The organism is Tahibacter aquaticus, from assembly GCF_004363655.1.
GTDB classification, from domain to species: Bacteria; Pseudomonadota; Gammaproteobacteria; order Xanthomonadales; family Rhodanobacteraceae; genus Tahibacter; species Tahibacter aquaticus.
Window position 1 is genome coordinate 59,409 of the sequence record NZ_SNZH01000022.1, and the last position, 18,161, is coordinate 77,569.

The 18,161-nt window shown below is 64.8% G+C and carries 9 protein-coding genes; 2 read left to right on the forward strand and 7 right to left on the reverse strand.

Translation table 11 applies throughout. The features are described 5' to 3' along the window. Positions 1-228: 228 nt before the first annotated feature. Both DFR29_RS26080 and DFR29_RS26085 read right to left on the reverse strand, forming a co-directional pair. Positions 229-1,989 (reverse strand): hypothetical protein, encoded by a 1,761-nt coding sequence (locus DFR29_RS26080; protein WP_133821587.1) that lies wholly within the window; start codon positions 1,987-1,989, stop codon positions 229-231. A gap of 125 nt (positions 1,990-2,114) precedes the next feature. Continuing rightward, a complete protein-coding gene (locus tag DFR29_RS26085) occupies positions 2,115-5,069 on the reverse strand; it encodes a TonB-dependent receptor (protein WP_133821588.1) in 2,955 nt (984 codons plus the stop codon). A gap of 606 nt (positions 5,070-5,675) precedes the next feature. On the opposite strand from DFR29_RS26085, the gene argS reads away from it, so the two are divergent. Together argS and DFR29_RS26095 are read left to right on the forward strand one after the other, a co-directional pair. After that, entirely contained in the window at positions 5,676-7,361 is a 1,686-nt protein-coding gene (gene argS, locus DFR29_RS26090) for an arginine--tRNA ligase (protein WP_133821589.1), read from the forward strand. A 37-nt stretch (positions 7,362-7,398) separates the two neighbouring features. Further along, on the forward strand, positions 7,399-8,046 hold the full coding sequence (locus tag DFR29_RS26095) for an SPOR domain-containing protein (RefSeq protein WP_133821590.1): 648 nt from the start codon (positions 7,399-7,401) through the stop codon (positions 8,044-8,046). Positions 8,047-8,103: 57 nt separating this feature from the next. On the opposite strand, the gene DFR29_RS26100 is transcribed toward DFR29_RS26095, so the two are convergent. The 5 genes from DFR29_RS26100 to glyQ all read right to left on the reverse strand — a co-directional run bounded on the left by DFR29_RS26100 (position 8,104) and on the right by glyQ (position 18,124). Further along, on the reverse strand, positions 8,104-9,600 hold the full coding sequence (locus tag DFR29_RS26100) for a DUF4139 domain-containing protein (protein WP_133821591.1): 1,497 nt from the start codon (positions 9,598-9,600) through the stop codon (positions 8,104-8,106). 132 nt (positions 9,601-9,732) lie between these two features. Further along, the gene (locus tag DFR29_RS26105; protein ID WP_208113738.1) at positions 9,733-11,175 is read right to left on the reverse strand and encodes a DNA recombination protein RmuC; all 1,443 of its coding nucleotides are present in this window, start codon (positions 11,173-11,175) and stop codon (positions 9,733-9,735) included. A 422-nt stretch (positions 11,176-11,597) separates the two neighbouring features. Continuing rightward, positions 11,598-14,669: a TonB-dependent receptor gene (locus DFR29_RS26110; protein ID WP_166654347.1), complete on the reverse strand. Its 3,072-nt coding sequence runs from the start codon at positions 14,667-14,669 to the stop codon at positions 11,598-11,600. Positions 14,670-15,075: 406 nt separating this feature from the next. After that, entirely contained in the window at positions 15,076-17,220 is a 2,145-nt protein-coding gene (gene glyS, locus DFR29_RS26115; protein ID WP_133821594.1) for a glycine--tRNA ligase subunit beta, read from the reverse strand. Next, positions 17,213-18,124, reverse strand: a complete 912-nt coding sequence (gene glyQ / locus DFR29_RS26120) for a glycine--tRNA ligase subunit alpha (protein WP_133821595.1) — start codon at positions 18,122-18,124, stop codon at positions 17,213-17,215. The genes glyS and glyQ overlap by 8 nt, the downstream gene beginning before the upstream one ends. Positions 18,125-18,161 lie beyond the last annotated feature (37 nt).

Sequence of the window (18,161 nt, forward strand, 5' to 3'; positions counted from 1 at the left end):
GTAAAACGACAAAAGGCGCGGAAATCCGCGCCTTTTGCGTCTCGATCAGATCGGCGCTTCCCTGCACCGCAGCGCGCCGTGCGCATCCCGCACGCCGGGCTGGTCCTGCTCTGCATCCCTGCGGCACTTCCGTGTGCCGTATCGTCCGTGGGCGATGCTTTATATCAGCCGAAGTTTACTTTTTTACTGCAGCTGGCCGGGTGCAGGCACCAGTCGCATCAGGCTTGCTCAGCGGGTCAGGCCAGTCGTCCAGTTGCGGGTCCAGTCGTCGCTGGCATCGCGGAAGGCGCCGATATAGCCGACCGGGGTGAACCACACGTTGTTGCTGGACAGGCCACTGTCGAGCAGCGGCGAGCCGGCCTTGGGCAGGAAGCCCTGCAGCAGCGGGTCGCCGACCTTGTTGCCGGCCTGGGCGTTGTAGAACGCTTCGGCAGTCCACGGTGCATCGGCGGCCTGGGCGAAGTTCAGCGCGTCGCAGGCGAGCAGGTTGTGATCCATGCTCAGCGTGCCGGTCAGCGCAGCCGGCGTGCCGGCGGCGGTGAAGGTCGGACCGTTGGTGATGAAGGTGCAGCCCTTCTTGAAGCCGGCGAACAGCGAGTTCTTGATGCGGCCGCCGGTGCCTTCCTTGAAGTAAACGCCGTAGCCGCCCTGGCCGTTGCCGAGCATGGTCAGGTTGGACACGTTCGGCGTGGCGCGCGGCAGTGCGTCCTGGTTGGCGTTCTGGTTCGAGGCTTCGATGCCGTTGTCTTCGCCCAGGCCGGTGCCGTGCTGCAGCAGCACGTACTGGATATTGCCGGTATAGCCTTCGTCCCAGTCCAGGCCGTCGTCGCCGGCTTCGGTGATCACGGCATGCTTGACGTTGACGTTGCCGCCGAAGAATTCGATGCCGTCATCCTTGCCGCGATAGGCCTGGATGTGGTCGACCACGGTGCCGTCGCCAACCGACTGGAAAGTGAAAGAGTTCACTTCGCGGCCGGTCTGGAAAATGTAGCCGGCATAGCGCGACTGCACGTACTGGATCACGCCCGAGCTTTCCCGCGGCTTGTCGCCGCCGTAGCGCAGGGTGGGATCGAATTCGCTGCGGCAATCGAACGGCGCGGCCACACACTTGTTGTTCGGTGCATTGCCCGATACCACGACGCCACCCCAGTCGCCCGCCTTGGGCGCGCCGCCGGCAACGCCGTCGGCCGGGCTGGTGAAGATGATCGGCGCATACGGCGTACCGGCGGCAATGATCTGCGAACCCGGCTCGACGTACAGGTAGTCGGCAGCCTGGCCGGAACCGGTGATCAGCGTGCCCGGCTCGATGGTCAGCTTGACCTTGTTGCTGTTGTCCGCGCCAACCTTGACCAGGCCTTTGAGCACCCAGGTGGTCTCGTTGGTCAGTGTCATGTTGCTGGCGATGGTGCCGGTGATCTGGCAGGTGCGGTCGGCGACCAGGGTGGTGCCGGTCGGGCAGGCGCTGAATTTGCGCTTCTGCACGCACTTGTCGTTGACTGCGTTGACGCCGAGCGAGCCGACGTAGTCGGCGCTGGAAATCAGGGTCTGGGTCGAGGTCGGCAGGCCGGTGGCGGCGTCCGGCTTGACCGTGATCTTGAGTTCGCCGCAGCTGAGCAGTTCCACGTCCAGCTTGCCGTTGACCACCGGCGTCACCGCGTTCGGCCAGGTGTCGCCGAAACGGCCGCCGGTCGGCATGGCCATCGGCACGTCGGTTTTCTTGAATTCGAATTCTTTGACTTCGAAGTTGCTGGTGATCCAGGCCTGCTTGCCGGTTTCGTCGTAGGCAGCGCCGTAGAGATAAAGAATGCCGCTGCCATCGGCGCGCGGGATGTAATCGACCACCCAGCCGCGGCCGCCATGGGTCGCGTCGGAGTACAGCGCGTCGGTCGCTTCGGAGAAGCGCACGGCGGCGTGGGAAACCGGAGCCGCGAACACCGCGGCGGCAAGAGCGCCCGCAAGCGCGCTCAGCTTCAGGATAGTGAATCGCATCGTTTCAACCCTCTGTATGCACGGAACGGAACGCCATGCGGCGTGGTAGCCCGGTAACGTTAGCGGTCGCCGATGACGGTCTGGATGCGCCGTCATGACGCTTTTGGGACACCCCGGTGACTGGCTCAGCCCTTCCATTCCAGCGTGAACATGGCCGCGCGGCCTTTCTTGTATTCGCGCGTGGTTTCCGGCCCCTGCGTGTAGCGCGCTGCCGGGTCGAGCAGGTTGCGCAGGCGCACCTTGAACGACCAGGCATCGCCGAGATTGCGCCGGTACTGGAAGTCGAGCTGGCGGAACGCTTCCTCGTAGATGTCGGGCTGGCTGGCCACGCCGACCGCGGCGATGCGGCGGCCGGAGACGTTGTAGAGCAGGGTCGCTTCGCTGCTGCCGTCGCCGGCCTGATGGCCGATCTGCACATTGGCGACGTAAGGCGACTGGCCCTGCATGGGCCGGTTCAGATTGGTCTGGAAGCTGGCGTCGAGCGGATCGAGCTGAATGGTCGATTTGATCCGCGCGTAGTTGAAGCCGACGTTCCAGTTGGCCCAGTCGCCGTGGATATGGCGGAAACCCGGCCAGTCGGCGACAAATTCCAGGCCCTTGCTCACGTCAAGCTCGATGCCGTAGTTGCGCGCCGACTGCGCGTTGTCGAGGCTGAGCAGCACGCCGGAACCGGGTAGGCGCGTCTTCTCGATCGGGTTTTCGAATTCCTTCAGAAACGCGCCGATGGAAAAGGTTTCGACCGGCGAGAAGTAGTACTCCCAGCGCAGGTCGTAGTTGCGGATGCTGGCCGATACCAGGTCGGGATTGCCGACGACCTGCACGTCGAGCAGCGGGTCGAGGTAGGGCGCCGGCGACAGTTCGCGGAAGTCGGGCCGCGACAGCGTTTTGGAGTAGCTCGCGCGCAGCTGGCCGTTGTCGCTATAAGCCCAGGTGAACGCGGCAGACGGCAAGGTCGAGTTGGTGTCTTCGCCGGCGACGACCGGTGGTGCCTCGGGATTGGACAGCGCGAACGTGGTGACGGCCTGGTCGTTCTTTTCGCGCCGCGCGCCGATGGCAATACGGTATTTGTACGCAATGTTCGCATCGAGGCCGAGGAACCATGCCGTCAGGTCCTGGCGCGCGAAATAGTTGTCGGTCGGCAGGGTGGATTCGGTCAGCACGAAACCGTCGGGGCCAATGTGTTCGGGGCTGAGCACCTGGTCGATCGGCAGTGCCAGCACGGCGGGATCGCGCGCGACCGGGCCGGCGGCGCTGAAGGAAAAACTACGCAGGCTGGCGTCGCGGTTGCGCTTGGTCTTTTCGCCGCCGAAGGCGATATCCAGCGTAGTGCCGTCGAAATCGAAGGGCAGCTTGCCCTTGATGTTAAGGTCGCGCTGGTGGTCGTCCAGCTCGGCCCAGGTCATCTGGTTGGAATCCGAGCGCTGCGAGAACACCAGCGAGCCGTCGGCTTCGCGGTCGTAGCGGTATTTGCGCGTGTCGGGTTCGTCGCGGGTGGCGCGGGCCCAGGTGTACTGCCAGTCCAGCGCCAGGTCGTGCGCGGCGGGAAACAGGTGGTTGCCGCCGAGTTGCTGGGCGAACAGCTGGTTTTCGGTCCAGCGCAGTTCGGTGAAGCGCGCTTGCTGTTCGTCCTGTATGCCTTCGGACAGCTTGGTGCGGTCTTCGCTCTGGCGCAGCAGCACGCTGGTGGCGTTGAAGCGGTGCTGCGGGCTCAGTTCATAGCCCAGATTGAGAAAAGCGGAAAAATCAATATTGCGGCGTGTGTCGTCGACGGCCAGGTTGTCGGCTGGTTCCAGCCCGGCCGACGAGGCCTGGAAGGTGCGGCGTACTTCCTCGTTGCGGTCCCAGGCCTGGTTGTAGCGCACGGCCGCGGTAAAGCCGAACTTGGATTGTTCGCCGATGTTCCAGCGGTTGCCGATGGCAGCCGAGAAGCCCATGTCCGGCGCCAGCGTCTCGCGCTTCACGTCGTAGCCGCCGGCAGCTGCATCTTCGCCGTAGCGTTCCAGTTGCGCCGGCGTGGCGCCGTTGGGGTTCAGCGGTGTCTGCGGGCGCAGCACGGCGCCGCCGGCGGTGGCTGCGGCAAGCGAATCGGGCAGGGCGCGCGTGCCGTCGTCATGGCCGGTCCAGTCGTGGCCGCCGCCTTCGTAGGTATAGCCGTCGTCGAAGCTGGTGCCATCGTGATAGCCCAGGGTGCCGTTGATGCGGAAGAAGAACTTGCTCGGCACGTCGCGCGTGCGCAGCAGCACCGCGCCGCCGCCGAATTCGCCGGGCATGTCCGGTGTATAGCCCTTCTGTACCACGACGCCGTCGAGCAGGTCGGTGGGGAACAGATCCAGCGGCACCACGCGGCGGGTCGGGTCGGGACTGGGAATCGGCGCGCCGTTCAGGCTGACGCTGGAATAGCGCTCGCCCAGGCCGCGCACATAGATGAAGCGGCCATCGACCAGGGTCAGGCCGGTGACGCGCTTGAGCGTGGTCGCGGCATCGGAGTCGCCGGTGCGCGCGATCTGTTCGGCGCCCAGGGTTTCGGCGACCACGGGCGAGGCGCGCTTTTCGTCCAGGTACAGGGCCTGGCCGCCGCGCTGGTAGTTGCCGCGCACATTCACGCCACCGAGTTTCTGCGTGCCGTCGGCTGACGGCGCTGCGCCGTCAGCGGGGCTGATGCCGATGTCGGGCGACACGGCAGCATCGGCTGCAGCGGGTGCGCCCAGGGTGAGCGTGGTGTCGACCGTTGCACCGCTGCGCACGGCCAAGCCGTCCTGGATCAGCAGGTCGAAGCCCGGGGCTTCGGCAGTCAGGCCGAACTCGCCGGCAGGTACGCTGGCCTGGAAACGGCCCTGGGCATCGCTGACCAGATCGAGCGAGAAACTCTGCACGGCGGCCGACATGCCTTGCACGCTGACGCGTGTGCTGGCGACCGGCTGCTGGTCGCGGGCGTTGAGGACAAGGCCGCGGATGACGCCCTGGGATTGGGCGGCGCCAGCGCTGGCGGGCGGATCGGCGGCGAATGCCGGCTGGGCCAGGCCGGCGGCGAGTACGACAGAAAGAATGGTGCGGCGCAGCGGCAAACGTGGGTAAGACATCGATAGTCCAGGCGGCAATGGCCGGCCATGCGGCCCCGACGCAAAGCGGTCGCCGGGCGGCACGCGCGCCAGTGACTACCGGGTTCAGGGCCCCCTGACGCGGCGCGGTCCAAAGGGCGGGTACAGACCCGGCAGCCTAGGCCGTACGGATTGCGCTTGGATGACGTCGGCGAGTCGGTTGGAAGTCAGCAGCGATGCCGTTTGCAGCGCTAGTCAAGGGCGTCGCGCAAGGTTATGCACACCGCCGGCGGCGCGCGGTCCAGCTCGCTCAAAAACTGCGAACGGCGTCGACATTCCTGAACAAGATATTGATTGATCAGTGTTTTCTACGAAGTCAATGGGCTTGAGGGAAAATCCTTGCAGGGAAAAAAGCGCTCGGCCCGAAGGTTTGCCCACAAACTTATCCACAAGCCTGTTCACAGCCCGGAGTTCCGGAATTGGCTCAAGCATTTGCCGCGGGCTTCTGTCCGGCGCACGAGATAGCGGCCCCAACTCACCGCCTATTAACGATTTATTGCAATGCATCAGTACGCAAAGCCGCATCCGGCTTGGGCCGGCGCGGCGGCCCGACTACAATCGCGGCTTTCCTCTGCTTCGGCATCCTTCGTGAAAGACTTTCTCCGCGACCAGCTGCTGCAGGCGCTGGCTGCGCTGCAGCGCAACGGCAGCGTGCCCGATCCCATCCCCACCGCCTTCACCATCGAGCGCACCCGCAGCAAGGAACACGGCGACTTCGCCGCCAATGCCGCGCTGCTGATGTCCAAGCCGGCCGGCATGAAGCCACGTGACCTGGCTCAGGCCCTGGTCGCTGTGCTGCCGGCAGCGGCGCAGGTGGCCAAGGTGGAAATCGCCGGCCCGGGCTTCATCAATTTCTTCCTCAGTGCCGAAGCCTATCGCGCGCAGGTGCGCAGCATCCTTGAGCTCGGCGCCGCCTACGGCCGCAACAACGCGGGCGAAGGGCGCAAGGCACAGATCGAATTCGTTTCCGCCAACCCGACCGGGCCGCTGCACGTCGGCCATGGCCGCGGTGCCGCGGTGGGCGATTGCCTGGCGCGCCTGCTGCAGGCAACCGGCTGGGACGTGACGCGCGAGTTCTACTACAACGACGCCGGCCAGCAGATTGCCAACCTGGCCCTGTCCACCCAGGCGCGCGCGCGCGGCATTGCGCCGGGCGATACCGGCTGGCCCGAGGACGGCTACCGCGGCGACTACATCGCCGACGTGGCCCGGGCTTATATGGCTGGCGACACCGTGCATGCAGACGGCCACGACGTCACTGGCACCAAAGATGCGGACGACCTGGATGCGATCCGCCGCTTCGCCGTCGCCGCACTGCGCCGCGAACAGGACCTGGACCTGCGCGCGTTCGCGGTCGAGTTCGACGTGTATTACCTGGAATCCTCGCTGTATACCGACGGCAAGGTCGAGCAGACCGTGCGGCAGCTGATTGACGCCGGCCATACCTACGAGCAGGACGGCGCGCTCTGGCTCAAGACCACCGACTTCGGCGACGACAAGGACCGCGTCATGCGCAAGGCGCAGGGCGGCTATACCTATTTCCTGCCGGATATCGCCTACCACGTGACCAAGTGGCAGCGCGGCTTCGGCCGCGTCATCAACGAGCAGGGCGCCGACCACCATTCCACCGTGATGCGCGTGCGTGCCGGGCTGCAGGCGCTGGGCCTGGGCATTCCCAAGGGCTGGCCCGAGTACGTGCTGCACCAGATGGTCACGGTGATGCGCGGCGGCGAGGAAGTGAAGCTGTCCAAGCGTGCAGGCAGCTATGTGACCTTGCGCGATCTGATCGACGAAGTCGGCCGCGATGCGACGCGCTGGTTCCTGGCCGCGCGCAAGTCGGATTCGCAGCTGACGTTCGATATCGATGTCGCCCGTGCGCAGAGCACCGACAACCCCGTGTACTACGTACAGATGGCCCATGCGCGAATCTGCGGCGTGAATCGGCAGATGCAGGAACGCGGGCTGAACTACGACGCGGCCAATGGCAGTGCGCGCCTGGATCGCCTGGATACCGCGCACGAGCAGGCTGTGTTCGTGGCGCTGTCGCGTTTCCCCGAAGTGGTCGAAGTCGCTGCGACGAATCTGGAGCCGCATGTGATCGCGACCTACCTGACCGATCTCGCGGCTGCCTTCCATGGCTGGTACAACGAATACCATTTCGTGATCGATGACACCGACCTGCGCGATGCGAGGCTCACGCTCGCTGCGGCAGTGAAAGTAGTTCTGGCCAACGGCCTGGATCTGCTCGGCGTCGGCGCACCGGAAAGCATGTAAGCAATACGCACAGCAAGCACAGCAAGGAACGACAGTAATGGCCGGCAAGCGCAAGCAAGCAACCCGCAACAGCAGCACCTCCGCGGCCACCTGGCCGGCCTGGGTCTGGCTGGCCCTGGGCGTGCTGCTGGGCCTGGGCATCGCCACGCTGATGCTGCTGCAGGGCTGGGCGCCGATGCTGCGCAAGCCCAATTCGCCGCAGCCCAATCCCCAGGCCACTGCACCCAAGGCCAGCGAGGCCGCCGTCGCCGACGACAAGAAAGCCGCTGCCGCGCCGAAGAAGAACTACGATTTCTATTCGGTGCTGCCGGAAATGGAAGTGGTGATTCCCGACGCAGAGCTGAGCGCCAAGGCGCGCGCCGAACAGCAGCGCCAGCAAGCCGCGGCGCAGAATCCGGCTGCCGCCGGTTCACCGCCACCGCCGGAACCCTCGGTCGCCGCAAGCGGCGCGCGCTACGTATTGCAGGCCGGTTCGTATCCCGACCCGAAAGCTGCCGAAGAACTCAAGGCCAAGCTGGCCCTGAGCGGCTTCGTCGCCAAGGTGCAGTCGGTCAACGTCAACGGCAAGACCTGGCACCGCGTGCGCGTAGGCCCGTACAGCAGCGCCAGCGATGTGGAAACGGCCAAGGCGGGATTGTCCGAGGCGGGCATCAACGCGATTGCGCTGAAAGACGTTGGCGAATGACCGGCGGGTTGCCGCGTCCCCGGCTGGGAACGCGGCCTAGCAGTTGCAATTACCCTATTACCACTTGTAGCGAACCGTATACGTCACCTTCGCCTCGCCATCGGCCGCAATGCTCAGCGGGAAGTCGATGGTGGAGGCGTCGCGCTTGACGAAATCCTGGTTCTTGGCGGTGATGCTCCAGCCGCTCCAGCGATACAGGTATTCGCGCGCGACCACTTTGACGGCGGTCTTCTTGCGGTTGCGCACGGTCACTTCGAAGCTTTCGTCGATGAATTTGCCGGCCTTGTCGTAGTTGAAGCTGAGCTGCTTGCGCTCGCCGACCACGTCGAAGGAGTTGCCCAGCTTGATGCGCAAAGTCTCGTTGCGCGGGGTGTGCTTGATGACGTCTTCGCCGATGAACTCCAGCGTGCCGTCGACTGAGGCCTGGTTCACGCGCACGCGGCCGGCGGGCAGCGGCATGCCCATCTTGTTCGATTCCTTGTTCTCGAACTCGAGGAATGCGCCCACCGTGCCCTCGGTGGTGGCGCCGTAGCCCTGGTCCTGGATCGGCGACGACCAGTGGCTCCACGGCGGCGGCGAGGCGGTGAACACGAGCTGCTTGGTGCAGCTGGCCTTGGTTGCGGTGGGGAACAGTTCCAGCTGCTTGGTCGAGTTGTCGGGCAGGTCGCTGCGCCGGCCGAGAGTATACAAGTGGTACTCGAACAGCGAAGACTCCTGGAAGCCCTCGTCCATCGAAGCCACGGCGCCGGCCAGCATGGCCTTGTTACGCATCATCTGTGGCGCCGCCGGTGCTGGTGCGCGATTGACTTCGCCGGCGACCAGTTTCAGCTGTGCCTGGCCGTAGCTGGCGCCGGACTGGTTGACGATGGTGACCCAGGAAGAGAGGTCCATGTCGCAGTTGTCGCCGTTCTCGCGCAGGGTGATGTTGTAGTCCGACCACCAGGTCATGCCCTGGGTCTGGTAGCTGACGCGGGTGTCGTGCGTGCCGCCCTGCTTGGCGTTGACCAGCCAGACCAGGGTAGGCCGGGTGATCAGGCCGCCGGGCAGGCTTGGGAAAAGTACATTGCTGTAATTATTTATAGTTAGCACTTCGCCGCTGTCGCGCTGCAGGATCAGGCTGCCGTCGGCTGAGGAAAGCAGTACGCCACTGAGGCGTTCCAGCGTGTCGCCGCGCTGCTGTTCCACCGTGATGGTGGCGCCGATATAGCGTTCCAGCAGCTTGTCGCGGTTGACCAGGTCGAACTGGTAGTTCTGTTCCACCACGCGGGTACCGGCGGGGTCGGTCAGCGATTCGAAGGCGACGGTGCTGGGATCGATGCGCTTGGCCACGTCGGTGAACCTGAGCACGCCGCTGCCGGAAGGCAGGGCCATCTTGCGGCCGTCGCGGACCAGGGCATAGCCCGGCAGCTGCGGGCCAAAGTTGATCAGGTTTTCACTGCTGAGCTGGCCGGGCTGGGCCGAGCTGTAGATGGTGAGGGAGTAGTCGGGGATCTCGGCGGCTAGCGCGGTCTGAGTCATGGCGGCGGCGATTCCTAGGGCGAGCAAGGTACGCATGGCAACTCCGGAGTGGCGGGTTCGCTTGCAACGGCAGCATGACGAGGCCAGGGTCAGCCTCTGCTGTATCGGACATGGTAGCGGCTGCGACGTGCAGCGGCAGTGCGGCGTCGCCGCGCGGCGCAAAACGTTTCAACCGGCCGTTTCGTCGCCGTTGTCGAAATTGTCTTCGCCCAGCAGTTGCTGGGTCTGGCCGCTGTCCAGCGACTCCACGCCACGCAGCTTGCGCTCGATCGCGCGCGTGCGCACGCCGGCGGCGTCGATGCTGTTGCGGGCGTTGTCAAGGTGGGTACGGGTCTTGTCCAGAACCGCGCCGAACTTGCCGAACTCGGTCTTGACCGCGCCGAGCAGCAGCCACACTTCGCTGGAGCGCTTCTCGATTGCAAGTGTGCGAAAACCCATCTGCAGGCTGCTCAAGGTGGCACTGAGCGTGGTCGGTCCGGTAACAACGACGCGCTGGTCACGCTGCAGCGCTTCGAACAGGCCGGGGCGGCGTATCACTTCCGCGTACAGACCTTCGGTGGGCAGGAACATGATGGCGAAATCGGTCGTGGCCGGTACCGAAATATACTTGTCGCGAATGCTCTTGGCGGCTTCGCGTATGCGCCGCTCCAGCGCGGCGGCGGCCGCGGACGCGGCGTCTGCATCGGCGCGCTCCTGGGCGTCGAGCAGGCGTTCGTAATCTTCGCGCGGAAACTTGGCGTCGATCGGCAGCCAGATCGGCGCATCCACATCGCGTCCCGGCAGGCGGATGGCGAATTCCACGCGTTCGGTCGAGCCTGGCACGGTGGCGACGTTGCTGGCGTACTGGTCTGTGGTCAGCAGCTGTTCCAGCAGTGCGGCCAGCTGCACTTCGCCGAGGATGCCGCGGGTTTTCACATTGCCCAGTACGCGCTTGAGATCGCCGACGCCCTGGGCCAGGCCCTGCATTTCGCCCAGGCCGCGGTGCACCTGTTCCAGCCGCTCGGACACCAGCTTGAACGACTCGCCCAGGCGGGTTTCCAGTGTCGCGTGCAGTTTCTCGTCGACGGTGACGCGCATGGCATCGAGCTGGCGGGCGTTGTCGGCCTGCAGTTCCTTGAGCCGGGTTTCCAGCGTGGCGCGTACTTCGGCCAGGCGCAGCTGGCTGTGCTCGCCCTGTTCCTGCAAACCCAGGCGCAGCAGGTCGCCGAAGCGGCTCAGCGCCTGCGCGCCTTCCTCTCGGGCCTTGCGCGCGTCGTCCTGCAAGGCCAGGCGCAGGGCTTCCAGGCGGTGGTCGGTGCGCTGGCTCGACTGTTCCAGGCGCAGGCCGAAGTCTTCGATGCGCTGGTGCTGCAACTGGGCCAGTTGGGCGAACTGGGTCTGCACGCTGTCGCGCAACTGCTCCAGCCGCTGCGACTGTTCGCCGCGACCGGCACGCTGTTCGTCGCGCAGTGTGCGTTCCAGCCGCTCGCCGTCGTCATGCAGATCGTCCAGTGCCTGCTTCAGCGGCGCCAGCAGATCGCCGCGGCCGCGGCGCAGCAGCACGATCAGCAGCACGACCAGCACCACCAGCAGGACGACGGCAACGAGAACCAGTGCTTCGAGCAACGATATGGACAAGAGTGCAACCAGAAACGAAAACGGCCGCCAGTGTAATGGCAGCCGTCTCAGCGCATGCGCCGCGCGGCGCTGCCGGCGGCAGAAAAAGCCGCGGCGGTTCTTGCGAACCGCCGCCATCCCCAACGCACCGCTGTGTTACCCCAGACCGTCTCTGCCTGCCAGCGACCCCGCGCCGGCCGGCTTACCGAAACATGAAGGCGGTACACTGCCCATGACCTTCGGCACTCCCTGTCGCCGAACGTAGTAAAAACGTTAAGCCGCGTCAACTTGCACTGCAGCGAAGCGTGATGGTTTGCGAGGTTCCTGGCGGTCGGGCCGCCAGATTCCTGCTTCCGAGCCGGCACTTACGCACATTTTGCGACCGAAATCCGGCCAGGCAGAGTTCGCCTGGTCGGAGGTTGTTGTCGCGCAAGCCGCTAAAGCGAGAAATCGTAGCGGGCGGTGAAGCGGAAGGAGCGCGCCGCCTGGTAGGTATCGGGGAGCAGGAAATCAGGGTTGTGGTGCGGATCGCCCCGGGCGATGTCGCCGGTTTCGTTGTACTGCAAGACCTTCTGCGAATTGAGCACATTGAAGATATCGACCTTCAAGGTCAGGTCGCCGTTACCCACCTTCGGCACCCAGGCGACGGAGAAGTCGATCGACTTGATCCAGGGCGTGCGGCCGAAGCTGCCGCGGTTGTAAAGCGTGTGGATGGTTCGTGTCGTGCCGTCGGGCATGGTTTCCACGCCGCTCACGCAGTAGAAACTGGAGGGCGAGGTGTACTCGCCGGATCCAGACGAGCCGTCAGGCCCCTCGAAATCGCGCGCCTCGGGCGGCGGAAAGCCCAGGCAGTTGATCGGACGTCCGGACTGTATGAGCAGGTTGCCGGCGACGCGCCACTGCGGTGCAAGCTCGTAGGTGCCGAAGAGTTTCAGCGTGTGGCGGCGATCGTTGGGCAAGTCGCCGTAAGCGCCGTCGCCGAAGGATGGAAAATCGAAGTCCTGGGTGATGCCCGCATCGCCCTGGCCGATGGACGAGTTCACGTAACCCTCGGCATTGCCACGGCTGCGCGCCCAGGTATACGAGCCCTGCAGCGACCATTTGCCGTCCCAGGGCCGCTCCCAGAAGATTTCGAAGGCACGGTACTGGCGCTGGTACTCGGCGATGTCGAAGTAGCGGGCCGGAATGGTGACGCGGGTCAGCGTGCCGTCGTTGTTCAGATCGAGCGCAAACTCCGCGTCCTTGCCCGGGTTGAGGATGACGCACTGGGGAACGGTGCTGGCATCGAAATCGGTGTAACCGTTGTCGACCGCCCAGGCATAGAAAGCGCCGTGGTAGCAGTAGTCATCCATGCCGTTACGCACTTTGCGCCACACACCGCGCACGCCGGCAGTCCAGCCCGAGTCGAACGCATGTTGCAGACCGAGGATGGCCTCGTCCTGGTACATGGGCTTGAGATTACCGGCCGTGACCGTATCGGGTACAGGCGTGGTGCCATCGCCGACGACGGAGGGTGTGCCGATCTGCTGGCCCAGGGTCACCGGTGCGCCGGTTCGCGGATCGACGCCGTCGAAGCGATAAAAGGTATGAATAAACAATTCCGCGGCGGAGACGCGGATATTGGTATTGGACGCGATGGGAATGTAGTAGCGGCCGGCATTGCCGAACACTTTGGTGGTGGCGTCGCCGCTCGTGTCCCAGGAAAAACCGAGTCGCGGCGCATAGAGGTAGTCGGACTTGGCGAAACTCACGCCGGTCGCATTCCTGTTGTCGAATCGCTCGGCGCGAGCGCCTGCATAGACCAGAAAGCGGTCGGCTATCTGCCAGCTGTCTTCCAGATAGAACGCCGTGTTCTCGACTGCGTAGGCGCCGCTCTTGGTGGCATAGTCGCGTTTGCGCACATATTCGGTATTGCCCGGCAACGCTACGCCGTTGACCGTGCTGCCGTTGGGACCGGTGCGGAAATAGCGGTAATAGACGCCGCCGCTGTTGGTCAGGCCTACATTGGTGGAATCGAATTTTTCGGCGTCATAGCCGCCGCGCACGGTATGGCTGCCAATTTGCCAGTCCAGGTCGATGCGTGTGGCGCGGCGCCGGTCGCGCTCGTCCGGCGCTGTCGGATCCTGGATGGTGAACTGGTTTTCGTCCCAGCAGCCGAGGTAGTCGGTGACGCCGGCGCTACGCCGGCTGTCGTAGACCGCAGGGCAGTCGGCGCCTGGCAGGTTGCGTGGCGAACGCACGGCGTTCAGTGCCGTCAGTTCGCCGTATTGCGCCGACAGGGTAAGGTTGTCGGTGAGATAGCCGGTATAGCGGCCGATATACACTTCACCGCCGTACTTTTCCACATATCCCGGCGTCTCGCGGTTGTGCCGGGTGCTGTAGGGATCTTCGATGTGGATCGGTACCGTGCCGTCGAGGTCGTTGCTGAAGTTGCGGTTCTTCTCGTAGTCGCGGTTGCTGATGCCGGTGAATTCGAGGATATGGCTGTCGGTGATGTTCCAGTCCAGCTTGACCAGTCCGTGGGGCTGGCTGTCAGTGACCAGGTTGCTGGTGTTTTCGTCGAAATCCTCGGTCTTCACGTCACGGCCTTCGGCGATGGCGAAGAAGAACAGCCTGTCCTTGATGATGGGCCCCGAGCCGTAGACGTTGAAAGACTGGTCCGAGCGCGTGTCGCTATAGGTATATCTGTAGTAGTTGTTGGGCGACTCGATGCTGCTTACATTCGGCGCGTGTTCGCGCAGCGACTCGGGCGCCCAGTAGGAGGCGACGCCGGCATGGAATTCGTTGCTGCCGCGCTTGCTTACGATATTGATCACACCGCCGAGGGAGCGACCGAATTCGGCGCCGTAGCCGCCGGTCTTGACCTGCTGCTCGCCGATGGCTTCGAACGGCAGGCTGGCGAAGGAAGTGAAGTTTCGGATATTGGTGACGTCGAAGCCATTGATGTAATAGCCGTTCTCAGCCACCGATGCGCCGCCGAACGAGGCCAGGCTGCTGCCGGAGCGGCCGATGCTGGAATCGCCGCGGACGGTACCCGGCGCGAGCAGGGCGACGCTGGTCACATCGCGGCCCACCGGCAGTGCGGCGAGCTGTGCCGCACTGAAAACGGTGGCCGATTCCACGGAGGACACGTCGATGGGGTTGATCGCGTTGCCGGTCACTTCGATGGTTGCGAGTTCGGCCGATCCTTTTGCTGCAAAGTCCACTTCGGCACCCGTGCCGATGCGCACCGTGACCTCGCGCTCGCTGCCCTCGGCACTGACTACATAACGGCCGGTCGGCAGCTGGTTGAACACGTAGCGGCCTTTGGCGTCGGACTGGACCTCGCGCGAAAGGCCGGTGTCGACGCTGCGAATGCTGACGCTGCTGTTGGCCTGCGTGTGGCCGAAGATGTCGCCGGTGGCTTTCTGGGCCAGCGTCGGACCGCTGGCAAAAGCAGCGGCCAAGGCCAGGCTCAGCGCCAGCGGACGTGCGCGCAGTACGGAGTTCATGCAGTAGAACGCTTTCATCGAATCTCCCCATTCGAATGGCGGTACGTGCGGATGCACGCCCGGCGGCGCGACAGGCGCCGGGGAGTTCTGCGCTACTTCATGGAATGCCGCGCACACGCCACCGTTGTGGCTTGTCTGCACGACAGCCACGGCCTGGCGAAGCGAACGCATAAAGAATCGCAATTTGCACTCTTTGCCACTATCCCCATAGCGACAAAAGTGCCAAGTTGGTCAGGCCGGCAAAGGCGGCATGACTTTCTACACTCCCGGTGGGCGACCGTAGGCACGTAGCCAGGTGGCGTCAACCTTCGATGGCGAATTCAGCACAATCCGTCGCTGGTCGCGTAGTTTTCTGCCGAAATTCGTCGACGTGTGGAGAGAACAGCTGCGCTGGCCGGCCGGTCAGTCCGGCCGGCGCATTCGTTCAGTTCGCCGGCTGCAACACCGAGATGTCGGCCACATGCAGGAACAACTGGCGCAACTGCGTCAGCAATTGCAGGCGATTGGCGCGTACAGCGGCATCGTCGGCCATCACCATGACGTCGGTGAAAAACGCATCGACCGGGGCGCGCAGCCGGGCCAGCTGCCTGAGCAGGGCGACATAGTCGCGGCCGTGGATCAGCGGTTCGGCTGCGGCCTGGACGCCGAGCAGGGACTGGTGCAGCTGCGCTTCGGCACCGGCAGCGAGCAGGGCGCTGTCCACGCCAGCGGTGGCTGCGCCGGCCTGGGCCTGGCGCAGGATATTGGCGATGCGCTTGTTTGCCGCGGCCAGTGCTTCGGCCTCGGGCAGGCGGGCGAACGCATCGACGGCGCGGATGCGCGCATCGAAATCGCCGAGATCGGCCGGATTGAGCGCACGCACGGCTTCGAAACGGTCGCCAGCGATACCCGCGTCGGCGTAGTAGCCGCGCAGGCGGTCGAGCACGAATTCGAACAGTTCCGCGGCAATTTCCTGCCGGCGTGCGCCGGCGTCGAGCAGCGGCGGCTTGCCGTCCTTGCTCTTGGGCAGGCCGGCGACGAATGCGGCTTCGGGCAGTTGCGCCAGTGCTTCCTGCAGCAGCGGGGGCAGTTCCAGTGCCAGGCCGCTTTCAATCAGGGTGCGGGCCAGGCCCAGCGCCGCGCGGCGCAGGGCGAACGGATCCTTGTTGCCGCTGGGCTTCATGCCGACGGCGAAGATGCCGCACAGCGTATCGATGCGCTCGGCAATCGCCAGCACCTGGCCGACCTTGCCGCTGGCGATGCCGTCGCCGGCAAAGCGCGGGCGATAGAACTCGTCGACGGCCCGGGCGACGTCGGCCGGTTCGCCGTTGGCGGCGGCGTAATAGCGGCCCATCACGCCCTGCAGTTCGGGAAACTCGCCGACCATGCGGCTCATCAGGTCGCACTTGGCCAGTGCGGCCGCGCGCGTGGCCTGGGCTGCATCCACGCCGACGCGGTTGGCGATGGTGCGTGTCAGTTCGGCGACGCGGATGACCTTGTCCCAGACCGAACCCAGCGACTGCTGGTAGGTCACGGTCTTGAGCGATTCGAGCTGGTCGATCAGCGGCGACTTCAGGTCTTCGTCGTAGAAGAAGCGGGCATCGGCAAAACGCGGGCGGATCACGCGCTCGTAGCCCTTGCGGATCTCCGCCGGCGCCAGGCTGTCGATGTTGGCCACGCCGATGAAGTGGCGTGTCAGCCTGCCGTTGTCGTCGAGCACGGAGACGAATTTCTGATTGGTCTCCATGGTCATGATCAAGGCCTCCTGCGGCACGCGCAGGAAGTCTTCGTCGAAGGCGCAGGCGATTGCGACCGGCCATTCGGTCAGGTTGGCGATCTCGTCCAGCAGGCTGTCGCTGAGCTGGGCCTGGCCGCCGGTTTCCTGCGCGGCCCGGGCGACTTCGGCACGGATGCGTTCGCGCCGCTCGGCCGGGTCGGCCAGTACATGGGCGGCGCGCAGGTCGGCCAGCCAGCTGTGCGCCGATGCGATGGGCACGGTCTTGTTGTGGTGGAAGCGGTGGCCGCGGGAATCGCGTCCGCTGCTGAGGCCGAGAATGTCGGCCGCGATGACCTCGCTGCCGTGCACGATCACCAGCCAGTGAACCGGGCGCACAAACGCGTAGTCGTGGTCGCCCCAGCGCATGGGCTTGGGCACGGGCAGGTTTTTCAGCGCTTCGGCGATGACCTCGGGCAACAGCGCCGCCAGCGGCTGGCCCGGCTGTTCACTGCGGAACACGTACCAGGCGCCCTTGTCGGTTTCGAGTTTCTGCAGTTGTTCGACGGTGGTGCTGCAGGAGGCGGCAAACCCGCTCAAGGCCTTGCTCGGTGTACCGTCGGCGGCGAACGCAGCAGCGGCGGCGGGACCGCGGCGTTCTATCGTCTGGTCCGGCTGCGCGGCGGCTACGGCCGGCAACAGCACGGCCAGGCGGCGCGGCGAGCAATACACCTGCGCGCTGTTCGCGTCGAGGTTGAAGCCGCGCTTGTTCAAACCCTCGACGATGCCGCCGGCAAAGGCCTGCGCCAGCTCGTCGACCGTACGCGTGGGCAGTTCTTCCGTGCCCAGTTCGATCAGCAGCGCCTGCTCAGTCATGCGCCTTCTCCTGGCGATTCTTCAGTCCTGGAAAACCGAGCTTTTCACGCTGGGCGTAATAGGCTTCGGCCACGGCGCGGGCCAGGGTGCGTACGCGCAGGATGTAGCGCTGGCGTTCGGTTACGCTGATGGCCCGGCGCGCATCGAGCAGGTTGAAGCTGTGCGAGGCCTTGCACACCTGTTCGTAGGCGGGCAGCGGCAGATTGGCGGCGATGAGTTTCTTCGCCTCGCCTTCGCAGACGTCGAACCAGTGCAGCAGTTCGGTCACGTTGGCATGTTCGAAGTTGTAGGCAGATTGTTCCACTTCGTTCTGGTGGAACACATCGCCGTAGGTGACGACGCCGTGCGGCGCGACTGTCCAGACCAGGTCGTAGACGTTGTCCACGTTCTGCAGGTACATGGCCAGGCGTTCCAGGCCGTAGGTGATTTCGCCGGTGACCGGGCGGCATTCCAGCCCGCCGGCCTGCTGGAAATAAGTGAACTGGGTCACTTCCATGCCATTGAGCCAGACCTCCCAGCCCAGGCCCCAGGCGCCGAGTGTTGGCGATTCCCAATTGTCTTCGACGAAGCGCAGGTCGTGAGTGAGCGGGTCCAGGCCGAGGGCGCGCAACGATCCAATGTATAGATCAAGAATATTGTCCGGATTGGGCTTGAGCACCACCTGGTACTGGTAGTAATGCTGCAGGCGGTTCGGATTCTCGCCGTAGCGGCCGTCGGTGGGCCGGCGCGAGGGCTGCACGTAGGCCGCCGCCCAGGGTTCCGGGCCCAGCGCGCGCAGGAAGGTGGCCGGATGGAAGGTGCCGGCGCCGACTTCGGTATCGAAAGGCTGGATGAGTACGCAGCCCTGTTCCGCCCAATAGCGGTTGAGGGTCTGGATCACGTCCTGAAAGGTGGGCGTGGACATGGAATGGCTCACGGATGGCGTTGCAAAGCGCGTTAGT